14 protein-coding genes are annotated in these 16379 nt (G+C 37.1%); all 14 read right to left on the minus strand.

Features of this window, described 5'->3' with window-relative positions; genetic code table 11:
* Positions 1 to 42: 42 nt before the first annotated feature.
* From glmS to J4N25_RS15980, 14 genes are read right to left on the minus strand one after another with little or no spacing between them, the layout of a single operon-like run.
* Positions 43 to 1884 (minus strand): glutamine--fructose-6-phosphate transaminase (isomerizing), encoded by a 1842-nt coding sequence (glmS, locus tag J4N25_RS15915; RefSeq protein WP_207422780.1) that lies wholly within the window; start codon positions 1882 to 1884, stop codon positions 43 to 45.
* 27 nt (positions 1885 to 1911) lie between these two features.
* On the minus strand, positions 1912 to 3171 hold the full coding sequence (locus J4N25_RS15920) for an XrtY-associated glycosyltransferase XYAG1 (protein WP_207422781.1): 1260 nt from the start codon (positions 3169 to 3171) through the stop codon (positions 1912 to 1914).
* Between the two features lie 9 nt (positions 3172 to 3180).
* Positions 3181 to 4623, minus strand: a complete 1443-nt coding sequence (locus J4N25_RS15925) for an exosortase Y-associated Wzy-like protein (protein ID WP_369410861.1) — start codon at positions 4621 to 4623, stop codon at positions 3181 to 3183.
* Positions 4623 to 6065, minus strand: coding sequence for an exosortase Y-associated Wzy-like protein (locus J4N25_RS15930; RefSeq protein ID WP_369410862.1), 1443 nt, complete (start codon positions 6063 to 6065; stop codon positions 4623 to 4625). The genes J4N25_RS15925 and J4N25_RS15930 overlap by 1 nt, the downstream gene beginning before the upstream one ends.
* On the minus strand, positions 6049 to 7227 hold the full coding sequence (locus J4N25_RS15935; protein WP_207422784.1) for a glycosyltransferase family 4 protein: 1179 nt from the start codon (positions 7225 to 7227) through the stop codon (positions 6049 to 6051). The genes J4N25_RS15930 and J4N25_RS15935 overlap by 17 nt, the downstream gene beginning before the upstream one ends.
* Before the next feature lie 34 nt (positions 7228 to 7261).
* Positions 7262 to 8551 (minus strand): glycosyltransferase, encoded by a 1290-nt coding sequence (locus J4N25_RS15940; RefSeq protein ID WP_242695907.1) that lies wholly within the window; start codon positions 8549 to 8551, stop codon positions 7262 to 7264.
* Positions 8552 to 8556: 5 nt separating this feature from the next.
* A complete protein-coding gene (locus J4N25_RS15945) occupies positions 8557 to 9690 on the minus strand; it encodes a glycosyltransferase (protein WP_207422785.1) in 1134 nt (377 codons plus the stop codon).
* Positions 9683 to 10669, minus strand: coding sequence for a glycosyltransferase (locus tag J4N25_RS15950; RefSeq protein WP_207422786.1), 987 nt, complete (start codon positions 10667 to 10669; stop codon positions 9683 to 9685). Before J4N25_RS15950 ends, J4N25_RS15945 begins: the two co-directional genes overlap by 8 nt.
* Positions 10666 to 11598: a glycosyltransferase family 2 protein gene (locus tag J4N25_RS15955; protein ID WP_207422787.1), complete on the minus strand. Its 933-nt coding sequence runs from the start codon at positions 11596 to 11598 to the stop codon at positions 10666 to 10668. The genes J4N25_RS15950 and J4N25_RS15955 overlap by 4 nt, the downstream gene beginning before the upstream one ends.
* A 29-nt stretch (positions 11599 to 11627) precedes the next feature.
* The gene (locus J4N25_RS15960) at positions 11628 to 12596 is read right to left on the minus strand and encodes a hypothetical protein (RefSeq protein WP_207422788.1); all 969 of its coding nucleotides are present in this window, start codon (positions 12594 to 12596) and stop codon (positions 11628 to 11630) included.
* Positions 12562 to 13635, minus strand: coding sequence for an acyltransferase family protein (locus J4N25_RS27175; protein WP_207422789.1), 1074 nt, complete (start codon positions 13633 to 13635; stop codon positions 12562 to 12564). Before J4N25_RS27175 ends, J4N25_RS15960 begins: the two co-directional genes overlap by 35 nt.
* 5 nt (positions 13636 to 13640) lie before the next feature.
* Positions 13641 to 14564, minus strand: a complete 924-nt coding sequence (locus J4N25_RS15970) for a putative nucleotide-diphospho-sugar transferase (protein ID WP_207422790.1) — start codon at positions 14562 to 14564, stop codon at positions 13641 to 13643.
* On the minus strand, positions 14536 to 15396 hold the full coding sequence (locus J4N25_RS15975) for a glycosyltransferase (protein ID WP_207422791.1): 861 nt from the start codon (positions 15394 to 15396) through the stop codon (positions 14536 to 14538). Before J4N25_RS15975 ends, J4N25_RS15970 begins: the two co-directional genes overlap by 29 nt.
* Positions 15393 to 16376 (minus strand): glycosyltransferase family 2 protein, encoded by a 984-nt coding sequence (locus J4N25_RS15980; RefSeq protein ID WP_207422792.1) that lies wholly within the window; start codon positions 16374 to 16376, stop codon positions 15393 to 15395. The genes J4N25_RS15975 and J4N25_RS15980 overlap by 4 nt, the downstream gene beginning before the upstream one ends.
* Positions 16377 to 16379 lie beyond the last annotated feature (3 nt).

Consider the following 16379-nt stretch of genomic DNA (forward strand, 5'->3'; position numbering starts at 1 on the left):
CAGAGCAGTCGCCTCTACGGATAGAAATACTCCCAACACCCCTTACTCCACTGTCACACTCTTCGCCAAATTCCTTGGCTGATCCACATTACAGCCTCTCAGAACCGCAATATGGTACGACAGCAGTTGCAGAGGTATAGTAGCGATCAGAGGTAAGAAAGCCTCATTAGCAGCAGGAATTTCAATAGTATAATCAGCCATTTTCTTCACTTCCTTATCACCTTCTGTAACAATAGCGATCACCTGACCTTTTCTTGCTTTAACCTCCTGGATATTGCTGATCACTTTCTCATAAGAAGAGTTCTGCGGAGCAATAACAACCACAGGCATCTCCTCATCGATCAAGGCGATAGGCCCGTGTTTCATCTCAGCAGCAGGATAACCTTCCGCATGGATATAAGAGATCTCTTTCAGCTTCAAAGCACCTTCAAGGGCAACAGGGAAACCAGTACCGCGACCAAGGAATAAACAGTTGGTAGAATTCTTGAACTTCTCAGCAATAGTTAAAATATGATCATTCGCCTCAAGGCATTTTTCTACTAATGCAGGGATCTCCTCCAGTTCTGTTAGCAATTGCACCCGCTCCGTTTGTGGGAGGGTACCACGTTTCTCAGCTAAGAACAAAGCGATCAACGTAAGAACCGTAACCTGGGCAGTAAATGCCTTGGTAGAAGCAACACCGATCTCAGGACCAGCATGCGTATAAGCACCAGCATCAGTGATACGCGGAATAGAAGAACCCACCACATTACAAACGCCCAGTATAGTAGCGCCTTTTTCTTTAGCCAGCTCTATCGCCGCTAAAGTATCCGCAGTTTCTCCCGATTGGGAGATCGCAATCACCACATCCTTTTCAGTAATGATAGGATTACGGTAACGGAACTCCGAAGCATACTCAACCTCAACCGGTACTCGTGCATATTCCTCGATCAGGTATTCAGCCACCAAACCAGCATGCCAGGAAGTACCGCAGGCAATAATGATGATGCGGTTGATGTTCTTCAATTTATCCGAATACTCGTTAAGTCCCCCCAGCTGGATTTTACCATCTTTCGGATAGATCCTTCCTCTCATACAATCTCGGATAGATCTAGGCTGCTCATAGATCTCCTTCAACATAAAGCTGTCAAAGCCGCCTTTCTCAAGCATTTCCAGCTTAAGCTCCAGTTCCTGGATGTAAGGAGTATCCACAATATTGTCTGTACCCTTAATAACCAGCTCATCCTTTTTTACATAAGCAATCTGGTTATCCTTCAGGTAGATTACGTTCTTCGTGTATTCGATAATAGGAGAGGCGTCAGACGCGATAAAATACTCACCATCTCCAACACCGATAACCATGGGACTCGCCTTTCTAGCCGCCACCAATACATCCGGTTCATCCTTGCTCATCACCACGATAGCATAAGCACCAACAACCTCGTGTAACGCAATCCGTACCGATTCAAACAGATCCAATCCTTCCGATTGTTGAATCTCTTCAATCAGGTGAACCAAAACTTCCGTGTCGGTATCACTTCTAAACTCATGACCCTTTGCCTGCAATGCCTCTTTCAGCACAGCGTAGTTTTCAATAATTCCATTGTGGATGATAGAAAGCCTTCTATCTCCAGAACTATGAGGATGCGAGTTACGATCAGAAGGAGCACCGTGAGTAGCCCAACGGGTATGACCCATTCCGATAGAACCAGATTTATCCAGATCTTTAGCAAAAGCCTCCAGGTCTGATACCTTACCCGCTTTTTTATACGTTCTTAAACCTTTTTCCTGATTGATTAGAGCGACACCAGCACTGTCATAACCACGATATTCTAATCTCTTTAACCCTTTAATGATGATGTCCCAGGCAGGACGATGGCCGATATAGCCTACTATTCCACACATACTTATATAATGGTATTTCTGATAATATTATTTAGATTGCCTCAACACCTCTTCATACATGGCAATGTACTGCTTCACCAGTTTCTCTTCGTTAAAATCTTTCCTGATAATTAAAGGAGCATTTGCCCTAATCTCTTCGATTTTCTCCCGACTGCTACTGATTTTAAAAAGCTGCGAAAGTAAGTCATCTTTAGTTCTTTCACAAACCCAGCCTAATTCCTTTGCCTCTACGTAATCCGCAAGCCCAACGTTACGGGTAAGTAAAACAGAAGTACCAACACTCAAACACTCAATAACAACATTAGCAAAATTCTCATCAAAAGAGGGGAGTACCATTACATCATGATCAGCCATCACGTCGAACTTCTGCTCGTTATTCACATGGCCCAGCCAGTTAATACCTCCGGAAATTCCAAGCTCTTCGGTAAACGACTTCAACTTACTTACATACACTTCCTCTCCGGAACCAGCAATATCAAGAGTCCAATTGGCCTTAAACTCCTTCAAGCTTTCAAACAGCAATTCAAGGCCCTTTTTCTCCTCAACTCGGCTAATAAATAATAGCCTGAGCGTGTTTTTCTCTCTCTCCTTGAGGAGGACTTGTTCCGATTGATCGGAAGGGTCGGGGTGAGGTGTTGTCTTCTCCCTCTCTTTTAGGAGGACTTGTTCTGATGAATCGGAAGGGCTGGGGTGAGGCGTTAATTCAGGAATACGCACAAAATTGGGTATTACAAACACCCCCTTCGGCTTCACAAGCCGTTCAATATCCCTTTTCTCCTTTTCGCTGGTCACGTGAAAATAACTATACTCCAATAATCCTTTACCTAAGAACCTATGTAGGTAATCCTTCAGTCCTGAATTTCTGTTGGTAAAAGAATATCCACTTAGAGTTCCTCTTGGTGAGAGTATAACAGGTATGTTTTTCCATCTCGCTATCCAGCTGGAGAACATGGAAACGAGGTTCCACCAGGCATGAACGTGTACAACTGGGCTTTCATTGCTTACTTTTGATAATTTAAGTTTCCTTGCGAGGGCAGAAAGCAGTTGAGGACTAAAATGAGTATGATCCTTGGTTATTCTAGGATAGTAAGTTACCTTAACTCCATCTACCAGAACGCTCTTTCCAAGTTCGACTTCAAGTTCACCTGGCCCGTTTGCAGAAGTTGTAACTACCTCTATTGGGTTGCCCTGTTTTGAAATCTCTTCGCTAAGTTTTGAGACAGACATAGTGGGGCCGCCATATATATAAGCCGGCTTGTATGAGGCATTTAGTTGGAAAATTTTCAAAAGTTGAATTTAAATTTTTGTATAATCGAATGGATTGCTTTTCTCAAGGTAATTAGTTAATCTAAGTCCTAGCCAAAAAACTATCATTGCAACAAAGCTCCAGAAAACACTATTAACCATAAATTCAGTTGATTCTCCACGCCAAAGTATTTGAAAGAACCCATTAAAGAAGATAATGCATCCTATCTCATATCCACCAAATAAACTTTCAGCTAAATTACACAAAGTCTGACTTACATACCCTAGGCTAAACATATAAATCAGAATTCCAATCAACCCTCCACTTAAATAGGCATCAACAATAGGCCGGGCCTTTGCTGATACAGAAGATCTGTCATCTACGACTCCCGCCGCGTACACCCTTTCCATAGCGATGTCTTCGGTTATTGGTTTATTCTTCCATAATGCACGAGGTATAATCAATAAAGCAGAGTTGGTGGCAATTTCAAGATTATAGTAAGGTATAATATCAGGTGTTGTCTGCACAAATTTCGTAAACATTCCAATCTCGCTTAATCGTCCTGTTAAAAAACTCCAGTTAGTTTCATCCAAAGATGATTCTTCGCTCAATAGTATTTGCAATGCTTCCTGACGAGCATCTTCTGCCGTACTTTCACCAGTCCAAGATTGCTTTCTGATAACAGTAGAATAAGTAGGAGCAATATAAAATAAAAGTAAAAAAAATGGAATTGCAGCAACAATTACCTCTTTTTTATAATATGGATATAATAAACAAAATAGAATAATGAAGTTTACAATTAAAGGTTCTTTGTAGCCACTTAAGCTTGCTACTGCTAAATTCAAAACAAACACTCCTCCGCCCCATGCTACTAAAATAATGTTTTTATTCCTGATACCTCTTACCAAAGTCACTGCACCGCAAAAAATCGTAACGTTGTAGAATCCTATAGAAAATTGAAACAGCCCGGGAAGTTTTTCAAATGCTAAGCTCACAATAAGAGCTATTATTCCTATTCGGACAGTCCATGTCTCGATTGCAATTCGATTTATCGGCCGATAATTTTCTATTTCCTTAGGAGTTTTCTTTTGAGCTATCAATAGACCTGTCACTAATGCAGCATGACCCAGTACTGAAAGTCTTTGACATTTAGCAACAAGTAGTAGCGACTCCTCTACAGCAGCTAGATCGACCTTTGCAATCTGCTCAAAATATTTATACCCCATAGAATCTATGAAATAGAAAATCGATGTGCAACACATGAAGCCAGCAAAGATTAATTGCTGAAGAAAAATTGGTCTCATTACCTGTTTTTCAACCGGGCGATCGGGATGTATGAACCTTCTTGATGAAAACCAGGTTTGATGAAAAATGAAGAATGAACCTAACCATGACACCATGAATGATGATGCCGGGGCGGCTTGAATTATAGTCGCTAATAGCCAAGGCAAATACAGGCTGATAATGAAGGAGGTTTTTAGTGGATACTTCATTAATAATTTTTTTTAACCTTTTCTAAATAATTACCCCAGATAAGAATTCTAAATACGATAATCATCATCACAAAGCTCCAAAAAATGCTATTAATCAAAAATTCTGTAGTCTCTCCTCTCCAGAGCAATTGAAAAAAACCATTATAGAAGATAACACAACCTGGCTCGTATCCACCGAAAATATTCTCGCTGAAGTTAGAAAGGGCTTGACTTATCATTCCTAGTATCAGCATGTAAATAAAAACGCCAAAGGTGCCAGCACTTAAATAACCATCAACAACCGGCCTGGTCTTTGCCGATACACTTGATTCTAATTCTACAATTCCAGCATTATAAACTCTTTCCATTGCTAACGCTTCTGTAATAGGTTTTCCAGGCCAGAGAGCTCTTGGGATTACCACGATTAAAGAATTTTTTACTATTTCGAACCCATAAAAGGGTATTTCCCTTGGAGTTGTATTCACAAAATCCTTAAACATATCTATTTCACTTAATCTATAGGTTAGAAAAAGCCAGTTGTTTTCTTTCAATATCTGAGGATCGGTTTCTAATACAGCACTAACTGCCGCTGATCTTGCGTCTTCAGCGCTTGCATTTCCAAACCATGATTGACTTCGAATTGTATTTGCATAAGTAGGGAGGAGGTAAAATAATATTATAAAAATAGGTACAGATACAACAAGGACTGTTTTTCTGTAATATGGGTATAGAAGACAAGTCAAGATGATTATATTTACGAGAATATGCTCTTTGTAACCGGTAAGAGTTGAATTAATCAGGTTTGCTATAAAAAGGCCACCGCCTATCAATGATAGGAAAGGCTTGTGTTCTCGAAAACCACGGACAAGAATGACTGCACCGCTAAAAATTGCAACGTTATATAGTCCTATTGAAAATTGATATAGGCCAGGTATGCGTTCCATCGCCAAACTCAGGATAAAGGTGATTACACAGACTCTAATTATCCAATCACCTTTAATTCTAGGATCGACAGCTTGGAACCAGGGTCGATTTTTTAGGTGATTTTTCTGAATTAATAACATTCCAGTAACTAAGGAGGCATGCGCTAGCAGCGATAAGCGTTGACAATATGCAATAAGTGCTAAGGGTTCATGCTCTTGAGCAATATTTATATCATCAATTTTCTCAAGATACATGTACCCTGTCTTATCTAAAAAATAGAATGCGGATGTACAGCACATAAATCCAGCAAATATTAGTTGCTGGAGAAATAAAGGCCGCATTATTTGTCTATATAGAGGGAAGTCCGGTAGTAGAAAGCGATTTTTCGAAAACCAAGTTTGAAAAAATATGAATATTGAACCAAACCATGCAATCCAATAAGATATGACTGGATAATCAAAGAATGCAGTTGAAATGAGCCATGGAATATAAAGGCTGAAAATTAGCGAATTTAATTGCACTTTATCTCGTATCATCATATAAACCTAATTCAAAAGCTTCTACTTGTTTTGAAAAGCTCCAAGATTGTATGATAGTCCTACTCTTCTCACCCATTATTTTTAACCGTTCTTTAGAGTTACAAAGCTCGCGTAATTTAATGCTAAGATCCAATAAGTTATCCGATTCAAAGATTAATCCATTCTCGGTTTTTACTAAGTCTTTAGCGCACCCCACTTTGTTAGAAACTAATATTGATTTACCAGAAGCCATTGCTTCATTAACAGCAAGCCCCCACGTTTCTCCTGGGCCTTTAGAAGGAAGGCAGAAGAGATCGCAACATTGATAGATCACAGGCATTCTACTCTGGTTTTGAAAGTCCAGGAAAGAAATTTTTAACGCATTACTATTCTCTAAATTGTTAGATTGTTTTTCTTTTAGTTTTGATTCTAAAACTCCATTACCAACAAAAAGTAAATGGACGTTTTTTAGATCTAGATTTAGAAATGCATCCATTAAAAGTTCTGGATTTTTTTTGGGTTCTAACTTACCTGCGAATAGTATAACTATTTCTGTATCTTCAATTCCCAAAGAATTTTTTAGCTCATCAACATCCTTTTTATGATCTTCTTCAAATCGGCTATTCTCGATGCTGTGAGGTGCAAAAGCTAACTGGGTTGGTTTCAGGCCGTATTCTACGAAATAATCCTTATTACATGAGCCAACATAAAATGCTCTATCAACATGTGAATAAATATATCTTAAGAGTAACTTTCTTACAATAGACTTCCAATTTCGCTCTAAGTCTAACAAGTTTGAATCCCCCCTAAACCAAATTTGCCTTTTTCCTTTGAAATGTCTAAGTACTTTAAAATGTGATGAATACGACCAACCATATACTAGTATCACATCAGGGCAAAATTCGTTAATTCTCTCAATTATTGAGGGATTGATAATGCCTTTAAAATGGTGGCTTCCTGGATCAGTAGAACTATTCTCAAGAAATTCGTAATTATAACCGTCAAGTAATGGTAAATCCCAATCCACGACTTTGCCGAATCCTGGATCAAATTTTTTCTTTATACTTTCTTCTCCCCAAGTATAAAAAACTTTTAAGTCGACTTTTTTAGCCAAAATTTTAAAGACAGGAGCATAATATTGGATGGGGTGTGTTGTTACTATCGCTACTTTTTTAGTTTCCATAGTTATAAAATGCACTTAAAAGTCATAGTAAAAACTACTTTTGTTGTATTGCCTCATTGAATAACTCTACTTGCATCTTTGTCATATTTTTGGCAGAGTAATTATTAAAAACTACCGATTTCGGATAGGTGCCGGAAACTAAGCCTGATGCTACCATAGTGAGATATATTTTTATTTTTTTTCTCATTTCTTGACGATCCATTGCAAAAGTTAAAGGCAAACCTACTTCGCATTCTTCAATTATTTTTGCAGCACTGCTCTTATGATGAAAAATGCTTATTAAAGGGCGTGCAGCCATTAGATAAGGATAAATTTTTGAAGCGGTATATTGCGGATCATCTGAGCCTGGAATAAATAATACATCTGCCGATTTTAAAGTATTAAGTGTCCGATAAAAGGAAATTCGGTCGGTTTGCTCATTTACATAGTCATTCAATCCGAATTGATCCGCAATAGGTTTTATTGTAGACGTTCCCGCACCAGCACTAGCATAACTAGTCCCGATAAAATACACTTTATAACGCTCAAAAACTTCGGGGTATTGTAGTAAGCCTTCTTTAAAAGCTTCAAAGAAGATTGAGACAGCAGGCTGCATGTCAAGCCCTCCTCGTCCAACATAAATTATTGAAATTTCGCCCTGTTTTTTATCAACAGCGCTTTTAAGCTCTTCCTTATATTTTTGTGCAATCTCGAAGTCTTTTTCGAAAGCTCCAAAAGTTATTACAGCACTTGGAGTAGACTTCAAAATAGGGTATCGTTGCTTTAACGTTTCTATGTAAGCTTGGGAGACGCTAATTAGCCCATCTACTCTGGCCATTGCTATCGGTTCTAAAAACTTGTTTAGTCGATAGGAAAACCAATATTTTGGAGGCCGCTGGCTTTTTTGTTTGTCTTGATAGTACTCAGAATGCCATGGATCTTGGAGGTCTATAACATAAGGGATATGATGTTTCCTCTTCCAGTAATTTCCTAAGATACAAACAGGATATTGCGTAGTAGAAAAGTATATTAGATCAAAGTTCTTCTCCTTTAATAATTTATCAACTTCTCTTTTAAAAAAATATAGCGATCTTAATGCAATGCTTCCCAGTCCTAACTTTGAAGTGATTTTTTTAGAGAATGCATTAACTGTATGAACTGGAATTTCATCAGGTATCGACTCTAGTAAGTAATAATCTTTATTAATGTCTGAATGAGATTCATCTACTGTAACAATTTCGGCTTCCCAGCCGAAAGATGAAAAATATTGAAGACTCATTCTTACCCGTTGCATATCTGCTGCATTGGATGGCGGAAAGTATGGTGATATTATAAGAACTTTCATGTAGGCTAAAGCAGCTTGATGGTGTTAGCTAGAGAATTTGCTATCTCAGACGCAGTTGGAGATGAATTTTTGGCTTTTCTAACTTCTTGTTGGATTAAGCTTAATTCAAATTCATTATTGCAATACTTTAAAATTTGTTGAACAAAATCATAAGGATTGTTAGCTGTTTCAATTACTTTTCCTTCATTCCAAAAATATCCACGCCTACCTGCTTCTGTGGTTACCAACGGAATTTCATACGCAATCGCTTTGGATAATTTCATTGATGCACCTCGAGAATACCAAAAAATAGGATTTAAAAATAGGCTCCATCCTGATATCCTGTTTTTAAGCTCCTCATCATTTAGACGTCCGAGATATCGCGCTTGAGAAAACTCTTTAGCTAGGTCCTGACCTATATTTTCAGGCCCTCCCACAATTTCTAGTGTTACATTTGAAACGTTAAGATTTTTTAAAGTCTGTAAGATTTCCTTGAGTGCTTCATAATTAGGAGTATGGTTCAGTGTTCCCACGAAGCCAACTATACCTAATTTTTTTTGCCACTGGACGGGTTCTTCATTACTAATAATTTGAGGGATTATAAAAGTCTTCTTTGCACTTAACCACCTCTCAATATGCGCTTCGGTTTCTGACATTGAGCACACCAAGTCCACGTAATACCTTCTGTATAAAGATTCGGTATACAGATTCAAACCTAATCTATAAAGTTCGACCACCTTAGAAGGTCCTCCTCTCCCTAATTTTCCTAAAACAATGTCGTGTAAAAAATCTCCTGTTTCATTGCCATGTGAAAGTATCACTAATTTAATCCGTTCTCCGAAGCGCTTCTTTAGCGGCTCGCAAAATCTGATGAGTTCGGACTTGTTGAAGAAAATAGTTTTGATACCCTCATTCTCGACTAGGTGCTCTAAAGTAGCCAGATATTGGGTTGGATTATACAATTTGTATCCATCTATACGTAATTTTCTGTAAAGACGATGCAAAGGATTGGTTGAGATCTGAACCTCGAAAACCTGAATCTCAAACTTTATTTTTAAGATATTAAGAAAATACTGTGAACATATCTGCACCCCTCCGGAAATTTGTGAATTCAAATCATGCGGATTTGTTATAAACAGAGCCTTGGGATTATTATTCATTTGTTATTGATCTTACTATTTCCAGATACTCCAGAGCTTGCTTCTCTAATGTCAAATTTTCCAAAATATAATCTCTTGGAGCCAATTCCGCACCCCGTTCCTTTTGGATAAACCTATCCAGTGCACGCTCAAAGCTTTCAATGGATTGAAATTTTTCTCCACACCGGCTATCCCAGTAGGGCACTGCGCTCACAGGACCAAATTGAACTTTGCTTGGAAAATACTGGGGATCCAACCAGAACTTTTGCTGATCCCAAGCAATTATCGGCGTGCCAGTCGATAATATTTGCTGATATGCCAAGCCCTGGGTTTCGTGTTCTACTAGAAAAATACAGTACTTGCTTTTGGAAATTTTGTGTTTCAATTCATGAGGCTCGTAATGCATGTATCTTATTGTAGTATAGCTAAATCCTCTTGCATCTAATGTCTCCTTTATCTTACCTATCAGGGAACGGCTCAGGTCTTCGTAGTTCCAACGGACTTTATCATATATCAAAAAATCAAATTCAGAAGTAGCTTTTATCGATGGGTGCCAGTAATTTGTGTCTATGCCTACTGGCCACGAAATCACCTTCTCTGGATAATAGGAATCAAACATTTCTTTCATCCATTCACCCGGCACTAATATTTTTTTTATATTTAAATGGCGTTTTATTAAGTCTACATCTTCCAGTGGGTGGGAAAAGACAGAAGCTCCTAAAAGAATCGGGTTTTTGAATTTCATTTTGTCCAAAAGGAATGTTTTCCCAATTATACAAGCCAATTCGTCAGGATTCTTTCTGATATAATTAAAGTCGTTGAATCTATAAGGAATCTTTAGTTTGTCTAAACCTTTCATGAGGTTTAATGCAACCATCATTTGTCCACCGGGTCTAGATTTACCTCTTACGATTCTTCTTATCAACTTTCGAACGAACCTGTCGTAAGGCAACCACCGATCTGATTCTGGTTCTTTGTAAAATATATTTAATGGTTTCAATTCAATCCGTATTTAAAGATTCTTCTTATTTTAAAAAGCTGTTCTGTTCTTTTGAATCCAATTACTTTATACAGAAGGTCTGTAGCTTTATTTTCTCCTTTTATATTTTCTGGGTTCAATTTCAATAACCAATTGTATGCTTCTTCAGCTTCTAGCAAGTTATCTTTAGCAATCCAGTGGATCAAAGGCATCAAGATTTTTGATGAGGCGTTTATTCGCCGCTTAGTTAGCTCTGATTGTTTATCAAGCGTATTTAAAATTTTTTTGTAAATATTTATATGCTGATAATTCTGGACTGCAGCCTGAAGTTTATTATTAAATTGTAACCGCTCATTCTTGTGGTGGCGGTGCAGCAATCCATTTATCTTTGCTACAGAAACTTTTGGTTTTTTTAAAGCGACTTCAAGAACAAAAAGACGGTCATCTCTGAAGGCAAAGTCTGGTCTATGGGGAATATCTTCTATAAACGTTTTCTTGAACAGGTATGCAGAGTAATGTGAACTATCGCTCTCTCCTAATTGTTGTGCTATGAAATCATCACATTCTATCCAAGGTTGTGAAAGTGTTATTTCATTTTTTTCATCTACTAGTGAATATCCACTTACCACAACGTCACAATTATCTTGTTCTGCAAGCTCAAACTGCTCTTCCAAGCTTCCTGGAGCAACCATATCATCAGAATCCAAGAATTTAATATACTTACCTTGCGCAATTTTAAAAGCTGCGTTTACGGCCCAACATTTACCCCAATTGCTTTGGGTCATCCTTACAATATTCTCCTGACTTGCAAGCCATTCTCCGGTTCCATCTGTGCTTCCATCGTCAACGACAATTATTTCTATGGAAAGCTTGGAGCCCATACAGCTGTTAACAGCTTGGGGTAAAATCCATAAGCGATTGAAAGTTGGAATAATTATACTTATATCCATTTTTTACTTAGCGATAGAAAATATCTGAATTATACAATTCTGTCCGATGTTTTTATTTCTCGGGTACCAAAAAATCTTCTAAATAGTGGTCGAAGCAAATCTTTCAGCGTATTTGAAATTCTCTCGGGATATTCGATCGTCAAGATTGCCTTCAATTTAATTCCAAAATTTAAATTTCCCCCTACTGCATGATAAAGCAAGTATGCTTCCCGGCGATATGGAAAATGGTTTGTATAGTAACCGAGAAAGTGTACAATTGCAGGGGATACCTTTTGGAATGGATACCATTCCTGATGTTTTGGATCTGGTTTTGGAGGATTTATCAAATAGCGTCCTCCTGAAAGCACGTTAATTTGATAGCCTCCCTGGCAAGCTAATGGATCACTCATCACTGTCCCGTCATCAATTAAAGGGGTTTGCCCATGTAGTTGCATTGCTAAAGCCATAATTACCTCGTCATTCGGTCGATTCCTTAATCGAACAAATCCTATAGCGTCGTATCGTAACTCTAGTTCCCGCGCAGTTTGATAAACCGCTTGAGAGATAGGATTTTTTTCTAAGTAATAGATGCCCCCGTTGAATTTTGGAATATGTGGAACCCTAAACTCGTTGCAAATTTTTTTTATGTCACCAAACCACTCACCATCTTTGATATAGCCTCCTACAACTGAAACTGAGTGCCCTTTAAACTTGTCGAAAAGATGACCAAGGTTTTCGAAAATTAAACAATCACTATCAATAAATAGCGTCTGCCCTTCCGGAGCCAATCTGTCAAGGTATAACTTGGAGGAAAACCCTTCTCCTAACTCCCCCGGCGCAATATTGATAATGTTTATCTTTTCTAGGATTTCGGTAGGAATTGAATTCCGATTATCGGTTACAATAAAAAAACTAATATCAGAATTATGGTGCCATACAATAAATGACCTGGCTAAGTTTACTGCTAAGTCTATATATAATTGCTTACCCGTTGCTATTGTTATAATGTTTCTTTTCACCTGAGTTAGGATAATATCTATTACGGAAGTTTAAAATACGTTTTTCCAAAGTCACTGAAATAAACCAACCCAGAAATATACTGGCAATGAAATAGATAATGAATAAAAATACTAAGTTTTGAGTAAATTTGGTTTGAATGTATGGAAGCATATGTTTAGCTACCGGAAGATGCCAAAGATAAATATTGTATGAATATAACCCAATGAATCCAATCATCCTGAATAAAGGAGTGAGAAACAGGTTAGACAGTTTATCAAATTTTAAGTCATGTAGATATAACACAAGAACTCCAAAAACTATCATTAAAAGAGAAAATCCAGGTCCAGAAATATAAACTGAGTTAACTGGAAAATATAAAAAAGGGAGAAAGCAAACAATGCTCAAAGCTAGTATGAATATTTTGTACTGTTTTAAGACTCGATTAACGAATTCTCTTTTGAAACTATACCAAAAAGATAGAAGCATTCCAAATGCGAAGCTATCTAATCGGAAATGTGTTTGATAGTATAAATAGTATACATTTCCTTTGCTACAAGAATATAATCTTAATGAGAGCGAGATTAAAATAATCGCCAAACAAGTTGTTTGGAATGTCGCACTGAAGGAATATGTTTTGATTAAGTTTAAAGCTGGGACTATAATTATCAATAATAGGTAGAAGTGCTCCTCCACCGAAAGAGACCAAGTATGGTCCCAAATTCTTGGCAAATAACTTTGTAAAAAGAGGACTTCATGTAAATATTTGCTTTGATTGTCGGAGTTAAAAGGAATCAAAAAAGTTGATACAATTAGAAAGAAATAAAATGATGGATAGATTTTTAAGCCTCGTCTCACCAAGAAACGACTTATATTAATCTTGCCAGTATTGCTAAGTTCTCGGAATAGCAATCCGGAAACTAAAAAACCGCTCAAAACGAAGAAAAGATCTACTCCCATCCATCCTATCTTAGTAAGGAATGATGAGATTTCAAAATGCCTAAATAGCACTAAAATTACAGCCAACCCTCTCAATAGGTCCAAACCTAAGCTTCTTTTCATCTGGCTTATTTTTTGACCATAAAAAAAGCATCTCTCCAAAATAAGTGTCTTACCGGTCCGATGTAATGCCGAGCAATTAACTTGGGTCTGTTCAATGGTCTAAGATCGAACTGGTCATCTAAGATAATTGAAAATTTTTCTTGCTCTAGCCTTGACGGACCAACCGATTTTTGCAGTGTTGCAAATATGGTTTGCTCACTGAAATGGTTTGATTGTTTTTCCAAAAAAGGTAACAATCGCTCGATGAGTTGGATATTTTCACTGGAAAAATTCTTTATCAACATTATACCTGCGCAATAATACGGAGCTTTATTAAGTAAACTTTCCAGCCTTGCCATTGAAACAAGTTGCTCATCGTAAGCTGGCTGAAAATCGAATGATAAATTTATGTTAGCGCCAACTGAATTTATAAGTTGTTGGATTAATTCAAAAGGATCTTGCAACCATAGAACATCGGTATCACTATAAAGTAATGGTTTCCCAATTTCTGCTATTTGTAAGATTGCTGCTAATTTTAGTCCCATAGGGTTCCTACTAGCAAAGTTAAACAGAGAATTTCGACCTTTCGCTTTATGATAATCTAAGCAATCGTTAGCTGTAATTAGCGTTAAACGATCTTTAGGAAACCATTTTATCTTTTCTTTGCAGAATCTTACATTAGTTGAATTATCTGTAATTACGAAGATATTCGGTGTTCTTGAAAAATTAGTATAAATGGATTTTAATACTTCTTGTAAAAAAGCAATATTTTTTGAACCACACAGTAAAACCATATTAAGATCCCAAGGATCTTTGCTTACTCGCTTCATGACGAATAAGTTTTGGAAATAGAGTACAGCCTTAAATAAAGTAGGAATTCTAAACGCTAAGCTGTTAGCGATTTTTTCTGGTAGTTTCAATTTAGTTCTTAAATCTCTTTTTAAATCCAATATTTAACCTCATAGCATAATCATAAACTTCTCGACTAGAGAATATTTTTAAAATAAGGTACGAACTTGCTACCAATACTTTTGGAATCATTAAAATTTTATTTTTTATTGATATATTTATATGCTGCCCGTATCCGGAGATATATTCTTTGCCAATGCTTGATGTCGAATCGTCAAGAGAATTTATCATATGGAATTCTCGTGCAGTACTCTCTAAGTACCCATCATGTTGAACATAGGACTGAGCATCGTTAATTTTTATTAAGTTGTTCAGCCTATTTTGCACCATAAAATCAGTCAGATAAGATTCGAACCCTAAAAGCTTCGTTGCTTCATTTTTATCTAATTTAAGCAAATCTGTAAAAGCTTTAAATAACGGGGCTGTCCGGCATAAACATGGGTTTGCAGAAAAACCGAATTTACTATAATATAAATCCTTATCACTTGCTGTTAAACCATCACTCTTCAATTCTTCTTTGCCAAGGACTACCTGACATAAGGAACTGTCGAGATCAAGCTTTTGAGCTAGCTCGTTTAGGTCAAAATTCAAGTTAAAGCACCAATCATCTTCTAACCAGAAAAAATAAGGTGACTTTACCAAAGAGAGGGCATTAATTATGCTCTTCACATATCCGCTCCGTTTATGATTTTGGACTATTATAGTAGGTTTTACTATGTCAATTACTGAACTGTCAACTTTTCCATCGATTGCTAAAATTACGTTCGAAAATAAATATCCGCATTTTTCTTGTAACGACGAAAATGTCTTGGGTAGTAAATGTTCTTTGCCTTCGCAAGTAAAAATAACTAGATCTATTTTACGGTCACTCATTTTAACTTTTGTTTATAGTATTCTATTTTTTTAACATTCTTCCAACCTAAGAATCTTGCCAGAGCTTTTTTCAAGCCCTTATTGTATGGTTTAAATTGAAACGAAGGATTAAGTTTTTTAGCAATTTGTTCTGCTTTAAAACTTAATTCAAAATTATGCGGGAAAAATGAGTATGCATTTTCCCAAAAAAGGCGACCTAATGCAATTTTAGCTCTAGGATCATCAGTTCTTTTTAAAAGGTTATTACACTTTGACAGATTGGCTTCCAACGCACTTAAGTCTGCTTTGGCCCCTCTTGCTTTGCTTAAGCTATTTCTATTAATAAACTTTCGATAATAACATATTGATTCTTTGGTATAAATAATTCTATCAGCTTCTAAAACTACTCTGCAAAAAAATTCGCCGTCGTCATCGACACTAAGTCGTTCGTCCCAAGGGCCAGCAGCTTCAATTAGGGCTCTTGGGGTTAACCAGGAATGAATAGTCACCATTCCGCCGAAGGTTGGACCAATTAAGCTCCCTCCATATAACTTAATAAGGAAGTCTATGCAATCAACACTACCTTCCCTATACCATTCATGATTTGGCCCTATGGAGTACGGTGAAACTCCATTATTGAAGTAAACAGTGGGACAAATAGAGAGTGTGTTATATTTGTCTTTAATGTTTAACAATTGATGCTCAATCTTACCCAGACTTAATAGATCATCTCCGTCTAAGTACTGTATATAGTCGCCTTTAGAAATTTTAAATCCTAAATTCCTCGCTGCACTTGCACCTTTATTTAATTGAGTTATTACTGTAACTCCTTTTGACTCATATTTTCGAGCAGTTGACAGCGTATTATCAGTGGAGCCATCATCAACTACAATAATCTCTTTATTTTGCCAAGTTTGATTTATTGAAGACTGGATAGTTTCTTCTATAAAATCCTCGCAATTAAAAGCTGGAATTATTATTGATACTAGGGGTGCTGACATTGC

It is taken from the genome of Desertivirga brevis, assembly GCF_017355835.1.

What these genes read in the sequence shown, in the direction of transcription:
- glmS (WP_207422780.1), bottom strand. Translation starts at nt 1,884, where the DNA reads ATGTGTGGAATAGTAGGCTATATCGGCCATCGTCCTGCCTGGGACATC.
- J4N25_RS15925 (WP_369410861.1), bottom strand. Translation starts at nt 4,623, where the DNA reads ATGAAGTATCCACTAAAAACCTCCTTCATTATCAGCCTGTATTTGCCT.
- J4N25_RS15930 (WP_369410862.1), bottom strand. Translation starts at nt 6,065, where the DNA reads ATGATGATACGAGATAAAGTGCAATTAAATTCGCTAATTTTCAGCCTT.
- J4N25_RS15935 (WP_207422784.1), bottom strand. Translation starts at nt 7,227, where the DNA reads ATGGAAACTAAAAAAGTAGCGATAGTAACAACACACCCCATCCAATAT.
- J4N25_RS15940 (WP_242695907.1), bottom strand. Translation starts at nt 8,551, where the DNA reads ATGAAAGTTCTTATAATATCACCATACTTTCCGCCATCCAATGCAGCA.
- J4N25_RS15945 (WP_207422785.1), bottom strand. Translation starts at nt 9,690, where the DNA reads ATGAATAATAATCCCAAGGCTCTGTTTATAACAAATCCGCATGATTTG.
- J4N25_RS15955 (WP_207422787.1), bottom strand. Translation starts at nt 11,598, where the DNA reads ATGGATATAAGTATAATTATTCCAACTTTCAATCGCTTATGGATTTTA.
- J4N25_RS27175 (WP_207422789.1), bottom strand. Translation starts at nt 13,635, where the DNA reads ATGAAAAGAAGCTTAGGTTTGGACCTATTGAGAGGGTTGGCTGTAATT.
- J4N25_RS15975 (WP_207422791.1), bottom strand. Translation starts at nt 15,396, where the DNA reads ATGAGTGACCGTAAAATAGATCTAGTTATTTTTACTTGCGAAGGCAAA.
- J4N25_RS15980 (WP_207422792.1), bottom strand. Translation starts at nt 16,376, where the DNA reads ATGTCAGCACCCCTAGTATCAATAATAATTCCAGCTTTTAATTGCGAG.